Genomic DNA, 16797 nt, shown 5'->3' with positions numbered 1-16797 from the left:
TGGCTTGTTTCTTTTGTTGCATTCTTATAAAAATGCGACATCGGGTGTCAGTAGTGCGTCAAAAAAATTAAGTGACGTCGCTTTCCCCGTGTGTACAATGACCTCCCTTTGCCTATCGGAAACTCGCCGTTTGAGCGGGTAGACAGGCGAAGTGCTTGAAGAGGGTCTGCTGACGTTTCGTCATGGCCAGGGCCGGAACCGCCGCCGCGTTGGGTAAGACGTGGCAACTCGCGCGGAACGGTCATTCCAGGTGAACCAGGGGCTACAACGGCGCTGCACGATAGAGGCGGCCCGAGCCTTTAGGGTGCGCGGGAAACGAGCCTGCACGGCGAAACAGGGCGATGGCGAAACGTCAGCAGACCCTGGAATTTATAAAAGTTTTGCCGGTGAGAGTTCCCTATGAAAGCAGGTCTGTACCATCCTGAGACGTTCAAGGATAACTGCGGATTCGGTCTGATCGCCCATATGACGGGCGAGGCAAGCCACGAACTTCTGCAAACCGCCATCGAAGCACTGACCTGCATGACCCACCGAGGTGGGATCAACGCGGACGGAAAAACCGGGGACGGTTGTGGGCTGCTGATCCAGAAGCCCGACCAGTTCCTGCGCGCCGTGGCCAAGGAATCCTTCAACGCCGAGCTGCCCGCCCAGTACGCCGTGGGCATGGTCTTCTTCAACCAGGACCCGGTGAAAGCCGAAGCCGCCCGCGCGAACATGAACCGCGAGATCGAGCGTGCGGGCCTTACGCTGGTCGGCTGGCGCAAGGTGCCGATCGACACCAGCGTGCTGGGTCGCCTGGCGCTGGAGCGCCTGCCGCAGATCGAGCAGGTGTTCATCGGCGGCGAAGGCCTGTCCGACCAGGAATTCGCGGTCAAGCTGTTCAGCTCCCGTCGCCGTTCCTCCGTGGCCAACGCCGAGGACGCCGACCACTACGTCTGCAGCTTCTCGCACAAGACCATCATCTATAAGGGCCTGATGATGCCGGCGGACCTCGCCGCCTTCTATCCGGACCTCTCCGACGAGCGCCTGAAGACCGCCATCTGCGTCTTCCACCAGCGCTTCTCCACCAACACCCTGCCGAAATGGCCGCTGGCCCAGCCGTTCCGCCTGCTGGCGCACAACGGCGAGATCAACACCATCACCGGCAACCGCAACTGGGCCCAGGCCCGTCGTGCAAAGTTCGCCAACGAGTGGATGCCGGACCTGGACGAGCTCGGCCCGCTGGTCAACCGCGTGGGTTCGGACTCCTCCAGCATGGACAACATGCTCGAGCTGATGGTCACCGGCGGCATGGACATGTTCCGTGGCCTGCGCATGATCATTCCGCCGGCCTGGCAGAACGTCGAGACCATGGACGCCGACCTGCGCGCGTTCTACGAATTCAACTCGCTGCACATGGAGCCGTGGGACGGTCCCGCCGGCGTCGTGCTGACCGACGGCCGCTACGCCGTCTGCCTGCTCGACCGCAACGGCCTGCGCCCGTCGCGCTGGGTCACCACCAAGAACGGCTACATCACCCTCGCCTCGGAAATCGGCGTGTGGGACTACAAGCCCGAGGATGTCATCGCCAAGGGCCGTGTCGGCCCGGGGCAGATCCTCGCGGTGGACACCGAGACTGGCCAGCTGCTGCAGACCGAGGACATCGACAACCGCCTGAAGTCGCGCCACCCGTACAAGCAGTGGCTGCGCCAGAGCGCGCTGCGCATCCAGGCCACCCTGGACGACGACCAGGGCGTAGCCAGCTACGACGGCGACCAGCTCAAGCAGTACATGAAGATGTTCCAGGTCACCTTCGAGGAGCGTGACCAGGTGCTGCGCCCGCTCGCCGAGCAGGGCCAGGAGGCCGTCGGCTCGATGGGCGACGACACCCCGATGGCGGTGCTGTCCAAGCGCATCCGCTCGCCGTACGACTACTTCCGTCAGGTCTTCGCGCAGGTCACCAACCCGCCGATCGACCCGCTGCGCGAAGCGATCGTGATGTCCCTGGAAACCTGTCTGGGCATCGAGCAGAACATCTTCGAAGAGTCCCCGCACCACGCCAACCAGGCGATCCTGACCACCCCGGTGATCTCCCCGGCCAAGTGGCGGACCCTGATGAACCTGGAGCGTCCGGGCTTCGACCTGCACCACATTGACCTGAACTACGACGAGACCGTCGGCCTCGAAGCGGCTGTGCGCAACATCGCCGACCAGGCCGAGGAAGCCGTGCGCGCCGGCAAGGTGCTGCTGGTGCTCTCCGACCGCCACATCGCCCCGGGCAAGCTGCCGGTGCACGCGGCCCTGGCCGTCGGCGCCGTGCACCATCGCCTGGTGCAGACCGGCCTGCGCTGCGACTCCAACATCCTGGTGGAAACCGCCACCGCCCGTGACCCGCACCACTTCGCGGTGCTGGTGGGCTTCGGTGCGTCCGCGGTCTACCCGTTCCTCGCCTACGAGGTGCTGGCCGACCTGATCCGCACCGGCGAAGTGCTGGGCGACCTCTACGAGGTGTTCAAGTACTACCGCAAGGGCATCTCCAAGGGGATGCTGAAGATCCTCTCGAAGATGGGCATCTCCACCATCGCCTCCTACCGTGGCGCCCAGCTGTTCGAAGCCATCGGCCTGGCCGACGAAGTCACCGGCCTGTGCTTCCCGGGTACCCCGAGCCGTATCCAGGGCGCGCGCTTCCTCGACATCGAGAACGAGCAGAAGCTGCTGGCCAACGAAGCCTGGAACAACCGCAAGGCGATCCAGCAGGGCGGCCTGCTGAAGTTCGTCTACGGCGGCGAGTACCACGCCTACAACCCGGACGTGGTGAACACCCTGCAGGCCGCCGTGCAGCAGGGCGACTACGCCAAATTCAAGGAATACACCGCGCTGGTGGACAGCCGCCCGGTGTCCATGCTGCGCGACCTGCTCAAGGTGAAACCTGCCGAGCAGCCGCTGAGCCTGGACGAGATCGAGCCGCTGGAAGCCATCTTCAAGCGCTTCGACGCCGCCGGCATTTCCCTCGGCGCGCTGTCGCCGGAGGCCCACGAGGCACTGGCCGAGGCGATGAACCGCCTGGGCGGCCGCTCCAACTCCGGTGAAGGCGGCGAGGACCCGGCGCGCTACGGCACGCTGAAGAGCTCGAAGATCAAGCAGGTGGCCACCGGCCGCTTTGGCGTGACTCCGGAATACCTGGTCAACGCTGAAGTCCTGCAGATCAAGGTGGCCCAGGGCGCCAAGCCCGGCGAAGGCGGCCAACTGCCGGGCGGCAAGGTCAACGGTCTGATCGCCCGCCTGCGCTACGCAGTTCCCGGCGTGACCCTGATCTCGCCGCCGCCGCACCACGACATCTACTCCATCGAAGACCTCGCCCAACTGATCTTCGACCTCAAGCAGGTCAACCCGCAGGCACTGGTCTCGGTGAAGCTGGTGTCCGAACCGGGCGTGGGCACCATCGCCGCCGGCGTGGCCAAGGCCTATGCCGACCTGATCACCATCTCCGGCTACGACGGCGGTACCGGTGCATCGCCGATCACCTCCATCAAGTACGCGGGTTCGCCGTGGGAGCTGGGCCTCGCCGAGGCGCACCAGACCCTGCGCGGCAACGACCTGCGCGGCAAGGTCCGCGTGCAGACCGACGGCGGCCTGAAGACCGGCCTGGACGTCATCAAGGCGGCGATCCTCGGCGCCGAGAGCTTCGGCTTCGGTACCGCGCCGATGATCGCCCTGGGCTGCAAGTACCTGCGCATCTGCCACCTGAACAACTGCGCCACCGGCGTTGCCACCCAGAATGACAAGCTGCGCAAGGACCACTTCATTGGCACCGTGGACATGGTGGTGAACTTCTTCACCTTCATCGCCAGCGAGACCCGCGAGTGGCTGGCCAAGCTCGGCGTGCGCAGCCTGGAAGAGCTGATCGGCCGCACCGACCTGCTGGAAATCCTCCCGGGCGAGACGCCCAAGCAGGGCAACCTCGACCTCACGCCGCTGCTGGGCAGCGACCTGATCCCGGCCGAGAAGCCGCAGTTCTGCATCGTGGAGAAGAACCCGCCGTTCGACCAGGGCCTGCTGGCCGAGAAGATGGTCGACCTGGCGCGCGGCGCCATCGAAGGTGCCAAGGGCGGCGAGTACGAACTGGATATCTGCAACTGCGACCGTTCCATCGGCGCGCGGATTTCCGGCGAGATCGCCAAGGTCCACGGCAACCAGGGCATGGTCAAGGCGCCGATCACCTTCCGCTTCAAGGGCACTGCGGGCCAGAGCTTCGGCGTGTGGAACGCCGGCGGCCTGCACCTGTACCTGGAAGGTGACGCCAACGACTACGTGGGCAAGGGCATGACCGGCGGCAAGCTGGTCGTCACCCCGCCCAAGGGCAGCCCGTTCAAGTCGCAGGAGTCGGCCATCGTCGGCAACACCTGCCTGTACGGCGCCACTGGCGGCAAGCTGTTCGCCGCCGGTACCGCGGGCGAGCGTTTTGGCGTGCGTAACTCCGGCGCCCATGCCGTCGTGGAAGGCACCGGTGACCACTGCTGCGAGTACATGACCGGCGGTTTCATCTGTGTTCTGGGCAAGACCGGCTACAACTTCGGCTCCGGTATGACCGGTGGCTTTGCTTATGTCCTCGACCTGGACAACACCTTCGTTGACCGCGTGAACCATGAGCTGGTGGAGATCCAGCGGATCAGCGGCGAGGCGATGGAAGCCCAGCGCAGCCACCTGCGCAAGGTGCTGGTCGAGTACGTGGCGGAAACCGCGAGCGAGTGGGGCGCGCATCTGCTGGAGAACCTCGACGACTACCTGCGTCGGTTCTGGCTGGTGAAACCGAAGGCCGCCAGCCTCGGTTCCCTGCTGACCAGCACCCGTGCCAACCCGCAATAAGCGCCTGAAGTTTGATGAGGTCTCTAAATGTCTGAACGTCTGAGTTCTGATCGCCTGAATAACGACTTCCAGTTCATCGAAGTCGGGCGCAAGGATCCGAAGAAGAAGCTTCTTCGCCAGCGCAAGCGCGAGTTCGTGGAAATCTACGACCTGTTCAAGCCGCAACAGGCGGCTGACCAGGCCCACCGTTGCCTGGGCTGCGGCAACCCCTACTGCGAGTGGAAGTGCCCGGTGCACAACTTCATCCCCAACTGGTTGAAGCTGGTCTCCGAAGGCAACATCCTCGCCGCCGCCGAACTGTCCCATCAGACCAACACCCTGCCGGAAGTCTGCGGCCGGGTGTGCCCGCAGGATCGCCTGTGCGAAGGCGCCTGCACCCTGAACGACGGCTTCGGCGCGGTCACCATCGGCTCGGTGGAGAAGTACATCACCGATACCGCCTTCGCCATGGGCTGGCGCCCGGACATGTCCAAGGTCAAGCCCACCGGAAAGCGCGTCGCCGTGATCGGTGCGGGCCCGGCGGGCCTGGGCTGCGCCGACGTGCTGGTGCGTAACGGCGTGACTCCGGTGGTGTTCGACAAGAACCCGGAAATCGGCGGCCTGCTGACCTTCGGCATCCCCGAGTTCAAGCTGGAGAAGCAGGTGCTGTCGCGCCGTCGCGAAGTCTTCACCGGCATGGGCATCGAGTTCCGCCTGAACACCGAGATCGGCAAGGACATCACCCTGTCGCAACTGCTCGATGAGTACGATGCCGTGTTCATGGGCATGGGCACCTACACCTACATGAAAGGCGGCTTCCCCGGCGAGGACCTGCCCGGCGTGCACGACGCGCTGGACTTCCTGATCGCCAACGTGAACCGCAACCTGGGCTTCGAGAAGTCGCCGGAAGACTTCGTCGACATGAAGGGCAAGCGCGTCGTGGTACTGGGCGGTGGCGACACCGCGATGGACTGCAACCGCACCTCGATTCGCCAGGGCGCCAAGAGCGTGACCTGCGCCTACCGTCGTGACGAAGAGAACATGCCCGGCTCGCGCAAAGAGGTGAAGAACGCCAAGGAAGAAGGCGTGAAGTTCCTCTTCAACCGCCAGCCCATCGCCATTGTCGGCGAGGACAAGGTGGAAGGCGTGAAGGTGGTCGAGACCCGTCTCGGTGAACCGGACGCCCGTGGCCGCCGCAGCCCCGAGCCGATCCCGGGCTCCGAGGAAATCATCCCGGCCGAAGCCGTGCTGATCGCCTTCGGCTTCCGTCCGAGCCCGGCGCCGTGGTTCGACCAGCACCAGGTGGAAATCGACAGCCAGGGCCGTGTCATCGCCCCGGCCGCCGCGCAGTTCAAGCACCAGACCAGCAACCCGAAGATCTTCGCTGGCGGCGACATGGTCCGTGGTTCCGACCTGGTGGTGACGGCGATCTTCGAAGGCCGCACGGCAGCCGAAGGTATCCTCGACTACCTGGGCGTCTGAGTGCGTTCCCTGTAGGGCGAATAAGGCAGAATGCCTTATCCGCCGCGGCGGATAACGCCTGTGGCGTTATGCGCCCTACGAGAATGGCGCAGCGACAAACTGTCGCGATGGACGAAAGGCACGGCACCCGCCGTGCCTTTTCGTTTGGGCTTTGCGAAAATGCCCGCACTTTTTTTCCGGATGCCGTTATGACTGCCCTGAAGAACGATCGCTTCCTCCGCGCCCTGCTCAAGCAGCCCGTCGATGTCACCCCCGTCTGGATGATGCGCCAGGCCGGCCGCTACCTGCCGGAGTACCGCGCCACGCGCGCCAAGGCCGGTGACTTCATGAGCCTGTGCATGAACCCGCAGATGGCCTGCGAAGTGACCCTGCAGCCGCTGGACCGCTACCCGCAGCTGGACGCGGCGATCCTCTTCTCCGACATCCTCACTATCCCCGACGCCATGGGCCAGGGCCTGTACTTCGAAACCGGCGAAGGTCCGCGCTTCAAGAAGGTCGTCAGCACCCAGGCCGACATCGACGCCCTGCCGATCCCCGATCCGGAGAAGGACCTGGGCTACGTGATGGACGCCGTGCGCACCATCCGCCGCGAGCTGAATGGCCGCGTCCCGCTGATCGGCTTCTCCGGCAGCCCCTGGACCCTGGCCACCTACATGGTCGAAGGCGGCTCCAGTCGTGACTTCCGCAAGACCAAGGCGATGCTCTACGACAACCCGCAGGCCCTGCACGCGCTGTTGGACAAGCTGGCCCAGTCGGTCACCAGCTACCTCAACGGCCAGATCCTTGCCGGCGCACAGGCGGTGCAGATCTTCGATTCCTGGGGTGGTGCGCTGTCGGCGGCGGCCTACCAGGAGTTCTCCCTGGCCTACATGCAGAAGATCGTCGACGGTCTGATCCGCGAACACGAAGGCCGCCGTGTGCCGGTGATCCTCTTCACCAAGGGTGGCGGCCTCTGGCTGGAGTCCATGGCCAATACCGGCGCCGAAGCCCTGGGCCTGGACTGGACCTGCGATATCGGCAGCGCCCGCGCCCGCGTCGGCGACAAGGTTGCCCTGCAGGGCAACATGGACCCGGCAGTGCTTTACGCCAAGCCGGACGCCATTCGCACTGAAGTCGCACGCATCCTCGGTGCCTTTGGTAACGGCAATGGCCACGTGTTCAACCTCGGCCACGGCATCACCCCGGAAGTCGACCCGGCCCATGCCGGTGCCTTCTTCGAGGCCGTGCACGAGCTGTCGGCACAGTACCACTGAGCCTGATGCCGAACTGAAAAGCCCCGCGGATGCGGGGCTTTTTCGTTTCTGGCTCCGGGGTTCGCGACCCGGCACCGGGCCTGCCGGCGTATCGCAAACCAACCTCGCACCGGCAAAAGCCAATCCGCGTGTGGGAGCGGACTCCGTCCGTGATCGGCCCGAACAGCAGAGGCTTTCCCCGACAACAAAAAAGCCCCGCTTCACAGCGGGGCTTTTCGTTCCCTCATGGAGCATCAGGCCCCATCAGAGCGCGTCACGCGGCATCGCCCACCAGGCCGGCGGCGCGCTGGGCCTTGCGGCGGTTGGACACCAGCAGGCCGGAGCAGACCACTACGACGGTCAGCAGGGTAGTGGCGACCACTTCCATGCGGTGATCCGGACGGATCAGCATGATCACCAGGGCGCCGACGATGAACAGAATCACCGCCCAGGTCAGCCAGGGGAACAGCCACATCTTCAGCTTCAGCTGGTGGCCCTGGGCGAGCAGCTTCTTGCGCATGCGCAGCTGCGACAGGGCGATCACCAGGTACACCAGCAGGGCGATGGCGCCGGAACTGGCCAGCAGGAAGTTGAACACTTCGGCCGGGGCGAGGTAGTTGGCGAAGGTGCAGAGGAACGCCATGGCGGTGGACAGCAGCACGGCATACACCGGAGTACGGCTGACGCTGGTTACCTGGGCGATCTTCGGTGCATCGCCGCGCTTGCTCAGCGAGTACATCATGCGCGAAGCGGTGTAGAGCGCCGAGTTCAGGCAGCTGGTTACCGAGACGAGGACGATGATGTCGACGATCAGCTTGGCGTACGGGATGTGCAGGTGTTCCAGCACGGTCTGGTAGGAGCCCATGCTCACCAGGCGCGGGTCGTTCCACGGCACCAGGCAGACCACGATCAGGATCGACAGCAGGTAGAACAGCGCGATACGCCAGATTACCGAGTTGGTGGCACGGGTGATCTGCTGCTCCGGGTCCTTGGACTCGGTGGCGGCGATGGTGACGATTTCCGAGCCCATGAAGGAGAACATGGTGGTCAGCAGCGCCGCGAGCACGGCGCCCCAGCCCTTGGGCAGGAAGCCTTCGCTGGTCAGGTGGCCGATGCCGGAGACTTCGCTGTTGGGCGAGAAGCCGAAAATGGCCGCGCAGCCCAGCACCAGGAAGGCGATGATCGAGACGACCTTGATCAGCGCCAGCCAGAACTCGAACTCACCGTAGTTCTTCACGCTGAACAGGTTGGTCACGGTCAGCGCGGAGGTGATCAGGAAGGCCAGCACCCAGATCGGCGCGCCGGGGAACCAGGCGTGGATGATGGCCGCGGCGGCGTTGGCCTCCAGCGGGATCACCAGGACCCAGAACCACCAGTACAACCAGCCGATGGTGAAACCGGCCCAGTGCCCGATGGCACGGTCGGCGTAGGTGGAGAAGGAGCCGCTGTCCGGCTGCGCGACGGCCATTTCGGCCAGCATGCGCATCACCAGGACCACCAGCAGGCCGGCGACCAGATAGGAAATCATGACGGCCGGGCCGGCTTCGGCGATGGCGTGGCCGGAGCCTACGAACAGGCCTGCGCCGATGGCGCCGGCGATCGAAAGCATCGTGACGTGACGATTTTGCAGGCCCTGGGAGAGCCCGGAGGTTGGGGTGCTGCTCATGCTTTACCTACAACTACGGAGGGAATTGCGTACTGCGGGAGTCGAGGTCCGTTTCAGGATTCCAACAAGTCGTTCGACATTGTGAACGCAAGGATCGCGCCACACTTTGTTACGACTTAAGTCGTAGGTTGGAAATTTATCCTACAACGCCCGCCTGGCAGGCGTTATCGGATCTGAGATTAATGTCTTTGCACGACAGTTCCATGTCGTTTTAAGACATGCACGATGTCGTGTGTGTAGAAACTACCCAGCTTTGTTGGGTGCAGGAAGGTCGCGCGGTAACACTGGCAGGCGTGCCAGGTGCAGGGCCACCAGCAGGCCGATGCCCAGCAGGCTGGCGATGAACAGGCCCACGCCGTTCCAACCGTACTGGTGCCAGAACAGCCCGCCAGCGGTGCCGGCGACGCTGGAGCCGACGTAGTAGCTGAACAGGTACAGAGAGGAGGCCTGGCCTTTGGCCTTCAGAGCGCGGCGGCCGATCCAGCTGCTGGCCACCGAATGCGCGCCGAAGAAGCCGAAGGTGAAGATCAGCAGACCGACCAGGACCACGGCCAGCGGTTGCAGTAGGGTGATCAGCACGCCGCCGAGCATCAGCGCGATCATCGCCCAGAGCACCTTGCGCCGACCCAGCTTGTCGGCCAGCGAACCGACCCACGCCGAACTGTAGATGCCCGAGAGGTAGACCAGCGAGAGCACGCCGACGATGGCCTGGCTCAGGTGATAAGGCTCAGCCAGCAGGCGATAGCCGATGTAGTTGAACAGGGTGACGAAGGCACCCATCAGCAGGAAGGCTTCGAGAAACAGCCAGGGCAGGCCGGCATCGCGGAAATGTCCGGTGAATCCCTCGATGAGCCGGCGTGGCTTGAGCGGTGCCGGACGGAAGTTCTTCGATTCGGGAAGGATGCGCCAGAACAGCAGCGCCGCGGCCAGGGCGAGCACACCCAGGGTGGCTAGCGCCACGTGCCAGTTCACGTAGTCCACCAGCACGCCGCTGATCAAGCGGCCGCTCATGCCGCCGATGGCGTTGCCGCCGATGTACAGCCCCATGGACAGCCCGATGTGTTGCGGGTGGATTTCCTCGGAAAGGTAGGTCATGCCCACCGCCGCCAGGCCGCTGAGGGACAGGCCGAGCAGCGCGCGCATGGCCAGCACGCCGTGCCAGGTCGGCATCAGCGAGCTGCCAATGGTAAACAGGGCGGCGAGGACCAGCGAAGCAACCATGATCGGCTTGCGTCCGATGGCGTCGGAGATCGGCCCGGTGACGAGCAGGCCGAAGGCCATGGTGACGGTGGAGATCGACAGTACCAGGCTGCTCTGCGCGGCGGTCAGGCCAAAGGCCTTGGACAGCACCGGCATCATCGGCTGCACGCAGTAGAGCAGGGCGAAGGTGGCGAAGCCACCGGAGAACAGCGCCAGCGAGGTGCGCATGAAGGCCGGGGTGCCTTTCTCTATGTAGGTTTCGATTTCCTCGACGACGCGCACCACGTCGCCGTTGGCTTCACGCGCGCTCTCGCGCAGATTCGCCAGCACCTCCGCCGGATCGTTGGCGGCTACCGGTTCTTGTACGACGGTCGGTTCGGCCGCCATGGGATGTTCTTCCCGCAAAGCCCGCAGTGCAGGTTGACTCACGACACACCTCAAGTAGATGACAGCAGAGGGCCTGGAATGGCGGCAGGGTTCCGCGCGGCCAGGCAGGGAGCAGGTTGGTAGTCGTTATTGGGCTTGTGTGGAAAGGATAAGGAGCGGGCTTTATTATTTCCAATATATTAATCGACACGTTTGATTCGTTTTACGAATCACTTATGCGGGGGCGGAATGGAACTGCGACACCTGCGTTATTTCATCGCCGTGGCGGAAGAGCTGCACTTCGGCCGCGCGGCCGAGCAACTGGGGATTTCCCAGCCGCCGCTGAGTCAGCAGATCCAGGCGCTGGAGGAAGAGATCGGCGCGCGCCTGCTGGAGCGCACCAACCGCCGTGTGGCGCTCACCGAGGCCGGCAAGCTGTTTCTCGACGAGGCGCGGCAGGTACTGCAGCAGGTGGACCGCGCCGTGCTGCTGGCCCGGCGCGCGCATCAGGGCGAGATCGGTGAACTGAAGGTCGGCTTCACCGCGTCGGCGCCGTTCACCTCCAGCATCCCGCGCGCGATTCTGGCGTTCCGCCAGGCCTATCCGGACGTGCATCTGGACCTGCAGGAGCTGAGCAGCGGGCAGGCGGTGCAGGCATTGCTGGAGGAGCGCGTACAGGTGGGACTGATTCGCCCGATCCCGCTGCCGGAAACCCTGGAGGCCGTGGAGCTGTTCAGCGAACCGCTGGTGGCTGTGCTGCGCGCCGATCATCCGCTGGCGCAGGCCAGCCAGGAGGGCCTGGAGTTCGCCGAACTGGCAGACGAGCCTTTCGTATTCTTCCCGCGCAGCTATGGCACGGGGCTCTACAGCCAACTGATGGCGCTCTCACGACAGGCCGGCTTCAGCCCGCGCATCGCCCAGGAAGCGGGAGAGGCGATGACCATCATCGGTCTGGTGGCGGCGGGGCTGGGGGTGTCGATGTTGCCGGCGTCGTTCCGCCGTACGCGGGTGGACGGCGTGGTCTATCGCACCCTGAGCGATCCGGGCGCTACCAGCTCGGTATGGCTGGTGCGGCGGCGCAACGAGACGTCACGCCTGGCGCAGTCGTTCTTCGACCTGGTGACCGAGGAAGTGAAGGCTCAGCACGGCGCCCGCTGAGCAGGGGCAAATATACCGGGCTGCTGCGCTCGCCCTTGTCATGGGCTTTGCATAGAATCCACCGGCACTCGATTGGTTCCTGGAGGGACGGCTCATGCGGCGTGTGGTGTTCAATCAGAAGGGCGGGGTCGGCAAGTCCAGCATCGCCTGCAACCTGGCGGCAGTGAGCGCAGCGGAGGGCCACCGCACCTTGCTGGTGGACCTCGATGCCCAGGCCAACTCCACCCACTACCTCACCGGTCTGACCGGCGAAGATCTCCCGGTGGGCATCGCCGATTTCTTCAAGCAGACGCTTTCGTCCGGACCTTTCAGCCGCAAAGGCAAGGTCGACATCTATGAGACGCCGTTCGATAACCTGCATATCGTCACCGCCAGTCCCGAGCTGGCCGACCTGCAGCCCAAGCTCGAGCAGAAGCACAAGATCAACAAGCTGCGCAAACTGCTGGACGAGCTCGGCGAAGACTACGACAGGATCTACCTGGATACTCCGCCGGCGCTGAACTTCTACACGGTTTCTGCACTGATCGCCGCCGATCGGTGCCTGATACCCTTCGATTGCGATAGCTTCTCCCGACAGGCGCTGTATGGCCTGCTGCAGGAGATCGAAGAGCTGAAGGAGGACCACAACGAAGACCTGGAAGTCGAAGGCATCGTGGTCAACCAGTTCCAGCCGCGCGCCACGCTGCCGCAGCAACTGCTGGATGAGCTGGTGGAAGAGGAGCTGCCGGTGCTGCCGGTCTACCTGATGAGTTCGGTGAAAATGCGCGAGTCGCACCAGGCGTGCACCCCGCTGATCTTCCTCGAGCCCCGGCACAAGCTGACCCAGCAGTTCGTCGAACTGCACAACCTGCTGGAAGCCTGAGCGGTTACTGGCTGATCAGCACATCGCAGGGTGGCCGGCGCAGGAAGTAACGCGTCGAGCTGCCCAGCATGGCTTGCTCGATGGCGCCGCGGCTGCGGCTGCCGAGTATCAGCAGGTCGGGCGACCACTCCCGCAGCGCCGTTTCCAGCGCCTGCTGGGCTGTGCCCTGTTGCACCGCGCAGAGTAGCTGCGGCCCCGTGCTCGGTACGTGCTTGCGCTCATCCTGCAGCGCCTGGCGCAGCAGTTCGCGCTGCGTCTCCAGGTGGCTGTCGGCGCGGCCGGCCTTCTTGCCCGACTGGTAGGCGTTGAGCGCCAGCAGCTCGGCGGCGGGTTCCAGCAGGCGGTAGCCGGCGCGCCAGGCCTGGCAGGAGCAGTGCGACAGGTCCAGCCCAGCCAAGGCCTTGGTGTAAGGCGCGGCGGACTCTTCCACGGCGAGCAGGATCGGCGCGCGGCAATGCCGGGCGATGCGCTCCAGTGTGGTGCCGTCGAAACGCTCGAGCAGTTGCTGATGGTGCGCACCGATCACCAGCAGGTCGGCGCCCAGCTCCTGCACCGCCTGGGTGACGGTATTGGCGGCGCGCCCCTGGCGTATCACCAGTTGGTAGTCGGCGATGTCACTGGCGCGGGCTGCATCGCGCAATGCCACTTCAGCCGCTTCGCGGACGGTATCCATCATGCGGTCGGGGAAGAATTCCTCGATGACGTGCAGCAGCGTGACGCTGGCCCCGTGCTGGCGCGCCAGTTTTGCAGCGCGCCGCACCGCGATGTCCGCCTCGACACTGAGGTCATGGGCGACGAGCAGGTTCCTGTACATGGTGGGTTCCCTCTATGGCGCTTCCACTGTCGCGCCACATAGGAAATTTCACCTTGATGCAGGGCAATGGCTCGATTCAGCGACTGCGCAGCTGATAGATGGCATGGCTTTCGGCGACGACATTGCCTTCTTCGTCCTTCAACTGCAGGTCGAGGACGAACTCCGCCTTGCCTTGGTGCATCGCCTCTTCGCCGATATGCTGGATTTCGGCTTCAGTGAGCTGCGCATCGACGGTCACGTCACTGGCGGCGGGGCGCAGGAAGCGCAGCCCGGCTTCCTTGACGATGGGGTAGAAGCGCCGCGCATCGAAGCTGGTGAGCATCAGCACGCCACCGGGCAATTCGGCCACGGTGAACAGCGCGCCGGCGTACATGTTCTGGATGTGGTTCTCGTTGCCCTTGAGCGGCATGCGCAGGCGCACGTGGCCCGGCTCCAGCACCTCGGCCTTGAGGCCGGTGCGCTTGACGAAGGCGATGTGCTCTTCGGTGAGCTGGCGGATGAAGTCTTCGGGGTAGGAAGGCATGGGCGTGCTCCGTTTTTTTGCCCAAGCCTAGCCCGCGTGTGCGGTCTGGCAATGACCGCACCGATTGACCGAAACGCTCGCCCTCAGATGCCCTGGCGCGACAGCCAGTCGAGCAGCTGTGGCAGAGGCATCGCACCGCTCTGGCGCGCCACTTCCTGGCCATTGCGCAGCAGGATCAGGCTGGGAATCGAGCGAATCCCCAGGCGCGTGGAGAGGTTCGGGTTGGCGTCGCTGTCCAGCTTGGCCAGACGTACCTTGCCCGACAAGCGCGCCGCCGCTTGTTCGAACACCGGCGCAAAGCCCTTGCACGGCCCGCACCAGTCGGCCCACACGTCCACCAGCAACGGCAGATCGCCCTTGGCCTGGGCGGTGAAACCGGCTTCATCAAGGTCGAACGGCGTATCCAGCACGATCGGCGCCTGGCAGCGCCCGCAGCTGGGCGAGTCAGCCAGGCGCGCGGCGGGCACGCGATTGAGGCCGTTGCAGTTCGGGCAGGGGATGATCAGGGAATCGGACATGGCGAGGCTCCAGAGTCTATGGAGCAAAGATGGAGCCTCCAAGCTCCGATCTCAACGGTACGTTGAATGCTTTTCCGAAGGTGGGCCGACGGAGCGTCGGCCCATTCACATCACACGCGGAAGTGGCTGACCAGCGTCTGCAACTGCCCGCCCAGGCGCGCCAGTTCGACGCTGGAGGCGGCGACTTCTTCGTTGGCCGAGGCGGTCTGTTCGGAGACGTCGCGCACGTTGACCACGCTGCGGCTGATTTCCTCGGCCACGGCGCTCTGTTCCTCGGCAGCGGTGGCGATCTGCTGGTTCATCGCCTGGATGTTCGACACGGTGCGGGTGATCTCGCCCAGTGACTCGCCGGCCTGGCGGCTGAGGGCGACGCTGCTGGCGGTGAGTTCGCGGCTGCCGAGCATGACGCTGGAGACCTGGCGGGTGCCGCTCTGCAGGCCGGCGACCAGGGCTTCGATTTCTTCGGTGGATTGCTGGGTGCGCTGGGCCAGCCCGCGTACTTCGTCGGCGACCACGGCGAAACCACGACCGGCTTCGCCCGCGCGGGCGGCCTCGATGGCGGCGTTGAGGGCCAGCAGGTTGGTCTGCTCGGCCACCGACTTGATCACGTCCATGACCTTGCCGATCTTCTCGCTCTCCTGTTCCAGGCGCTGCATGGCCTCGGCGGAGCGTTCGACTTCCTCGGCGAGACGCTCGATCTGCTCCACGGCCTTGTTCACCACGCGGTCGCCGTCCTGGGCCTGGTGGTCGGCGGCGGAGGCGGCCTGGGAGGCCTGCTCGGCGTTGCGCGCTACCTCCTGCACGGTGGCGGACATCTCGTGCATGGCGGTGGCGACCTGGTCGGTCTCGACCTTCTGGGTGTTCGCGCCGGCGCTGGTCTGCTCGGTGACGGCGGAGAGTTCTTCGGCGGCGCTGGCGATCTGGGTGACGCCGTCGCGGATGCCACCGATCAGCTCGCGCAGGCTCTGGCTCATGCGCTGCATGCTTTGCTGCAGGCGGCCGAGCTCGTCGCGGCGGGTGACCTGGACGGTCTGCGACAGGTCGCCGGCGGCGATGCGGTCGACCACAGCCATGGTTTCCTGCAGCGGGCGGGTGATCTGGCGGGTGATGATCAGCGCGGCGATTCCGCCCAGGACCAGCGCGAGCAGGGTGAACAGAGCTTGCAGGCTACGTGCGCTGGCGCTTTCGGCGTCGCGGCGATCGAGCTGGAGTTGGTAGAGATTCTCGCTGATCTTGACGATGTCCTGGCCCTGGCTGGTCATTTCCTTGCGTGCCTGGACGATGGCGGCCATGTTGCCGCGCAGGGTGGTGACGGCATCGCGATAGGCGCGCAGGGCAGTGCCCAGTTGCTGGACGTACTGCGCTTCGGCGACGCCGAGGACGCTTTCCAGGGCCGGCAGGCCGGCGATGCTTTCGTCCAGGCCGCGGGTCACGCCGTCACCGTTGCTGGTGAGGGCCGTGGCCAGGTAATCGCGCACGTCGTAGCGGGCCTGCAGCAGGTCTTCACGGGTACCGGTAATGGCCTGGAAGCGGGTGGCGCGCTCTTCGTCCGCGGGGGCCTTGAGTACGTCCTGCTGGATGGTGGCCGTGAGTTCGGCGGCACGCGTGGCGTTGTCCTGCAGGGCGCCTCGGGTGATGCCGGCGCTCTGGTAGCCGGCGCGCATGGCGGCCAGGGATTTCTCGTAGTCGGCGATGACGCCGCCGAGCTGGTCGAGCAGGCGCACGTTCTCGGGGCTGACGAAGGAGGCGCGCAGTTTCTGCTGCTGCGCCTTGAAGTCGGCCAGGGTGGACATGACGTTGGCGGCTTCCTGCTCGGCGCCGTCGGCGATCATGTACTGCAGGCGGGTGATGCGCAGCTTGGTCAGGCGCGAGTTCAGCTCGGTGATATCGCTCATCCAGTTGCTGCGGTCGATCAGCGAGCCGAGGCCGACCCAACTGACGATGGCGAGGATGGCGGTGAAGGCGAGGACCAGGCCGAAGCCCAGGGCCAACTTGAGATTCACGCTCAGGTTGGAAATCCAGGTGTTCATTGACGATCTCCAGGAAAGGTTGTGTGAAGTCAGGCCGTTCGGAGATTGTTCTTGTTGGGGGCCAGGGTGGCGAACCACGTCCAAGCCCTATCGGCAGGATCGGGCGGAACCGTATGGTCACG

The 16797-nt window shown here is 64.8% G+C and carries 11 protein-coding genes; 5 read left to right on the top strand and 6 right to left on the bottom strand.

Going from position 1 to position 16797, the window contains the following annotated elements; all coding sequences use genetic code 11:
• Positions 1-399: 399 nt before the first annotated feature.
• The 3 genes from gltB to hemE all read left to right on the top strand — a co-directional run bounded on the left by gltB (position 400) and on the right by hemE (position 7559).
• Entirely contained in the window at positions 400-4845 is a 4446-nt protein-coding gene (gltB, locus tag PNI01S_RS16850; RefSeq protein WP_084358662.1) for a glutamate synthase large subunit, read from the top strand.
• Positions 4846-4872: 27 nt separating this feature from the next.
• Positions 4873-6306, top strand: coding sequence for an FAD-dependent oxidoreductase (locus PNI01S_RS16845; RefSeq protein ID WP_084358661.1), 1434 nt, complete (start codon positions 4873-4875; stop codon positions 6304-6306).
• Positions 6307-6494: 188 nt separating this feature from the next.
• Positions 6495-7559 (top strand): uroporphyrinogen decarboxylase, encoded by a 1065-nt coding sequence (hemE, locus tag PNI01S_RS16840; protein ID WP_084358660.1) that lies wholly within the window; start codon positions 6495-6497, stop codon positions 7557-7559.
• Between the two features lie 253 nt (positions 7560-7812).
• Here hemE and gabP read toward each other — a convergent pair whose 3' ends face one another.
• Both gabP and PNI01S_RS16830 read right to left on the bottom strand, forming a co-directional pair.
• Positions 7813-9204, bottom strand: coding sequence for a GABA permease (gene gabP, locus PNI01S_RS16835; protein WP_038803337.1), 1392 nt, complete (start codon positions 9202-9204; stop codon positions 7813-7815).
• A gap of 243 nt (positions 9205-9447) precedes the next feature.
• Complete coding sequence (locus PNI01S_RS16830) at positions 9448-10791, bottom strand: MFS transporter (RefSeq protein ID WP_231387535.1); 1344 nt, start codon at positions 10789-10791, stop codon at positions 9448-9450.
• A gap of 228 nt (positions 10792-11019) precedes the next feature.
• Between PNI01S_RS16830 and PNI01S_RS16825 the strand changes: the two genes are divergently transcribed.
• Together PNI01S_RS16825 and PNI01S_RS16820 are read left to right on the top strand one after the other, a co-directional pair.
• On the top strand, positions 11020-11928 hold the full coding sequence (locus tag PNI01S_RS16825) for a LysR family transcriptional regulator (RefSeq protein ID WP_024764137.1): 909 nt from the start codon (positions 11020-11022) through the stop codon (positions 11926-11928).
• 94 nt (positions 11929-12022) lie between these two features.
• Entirely contained in the window at positions 12023-12790 is a 768-nt protein-coding gene (locus tag PNI01S_RS16820; RefSeq protein ID WP_024764136.1) for a ParA family protein, read from the top strand.
• 4 nt (positions 12791-12794) lie between these two features.
• Here PNI01S_RS16820 and PNI01S_RS16815 read toward each other — a convergent pair whose 3' ends face one another.
• From PNI01S_RS16815 to PNI01S_RS16800, 4 genes are all read right to left on the bottom strand, one after another.
• Positions 12795-13604 carry a universal stress protein gene (locus tag PNI01S_RS16815; protein WP_084358659.1) on the bottom strand — a complete coding sequence of 270 codons (810 nt, stop codon included), beginning with the start codon at positions 13602-13604 and terminating at the stop codon, positions 12795-12797.
• A gap of 76 nt (positions 13605-13680) precedes the next feature.
• Entirely contained in the window at positions 13681-14127 is a 447-nt protein-coding gene (locus PNI01S_RS16810; RefSeq protein WP_084358658.1) for a YiiD C-terminal domain-containing protein, read from the bottom strand.
• A gap of 83 nt (positions 14128-14210) precedes the next feature.
• Positions 14211-14645 carry a thioredoxin TrxC gene (gene trxC / locus PNI01S_RS16805; RefSeq protein WP_024764133.1) on the bottom strand — a complete coding sequence of 145 codons (435 nt, stop codon included), beginning with the start codon at positions 14643-14645 and terminating at the stop codon, positions 14211-14213.
• A gap of 110 nt (positions 14646-14755) precedes the next feature.
• Positions 14756-16540, bottom strand: a complete 1785-nt coding sequence (locus tag PNI01S_RS16800; RefSeq protein WP_414602895.1) for a methyl-accepting chemotaxis protein — start codon at positions 16538-16540, stop codon at positions 14756-14758.
• Positions 16541-16797: the final 257 nt, after the last annotated feature.

The sequence above is a fragment of the Pseudomonas nitroreducens NBRC 12694 genome, from assembly GCF_002091755.1.
GTDB lineage: Bacteria > Pseudomonadota > Gammaproteobacteria > Pseudomonadales > Pseudomonadaceae > Pseudomonas > Pseudomonas nitroreducens.
The sequence above is the reverse complement of the archived record's forward strand: the minus strand, read 5'-3'. Positions and strand labels throughout refer to the sequence as shown.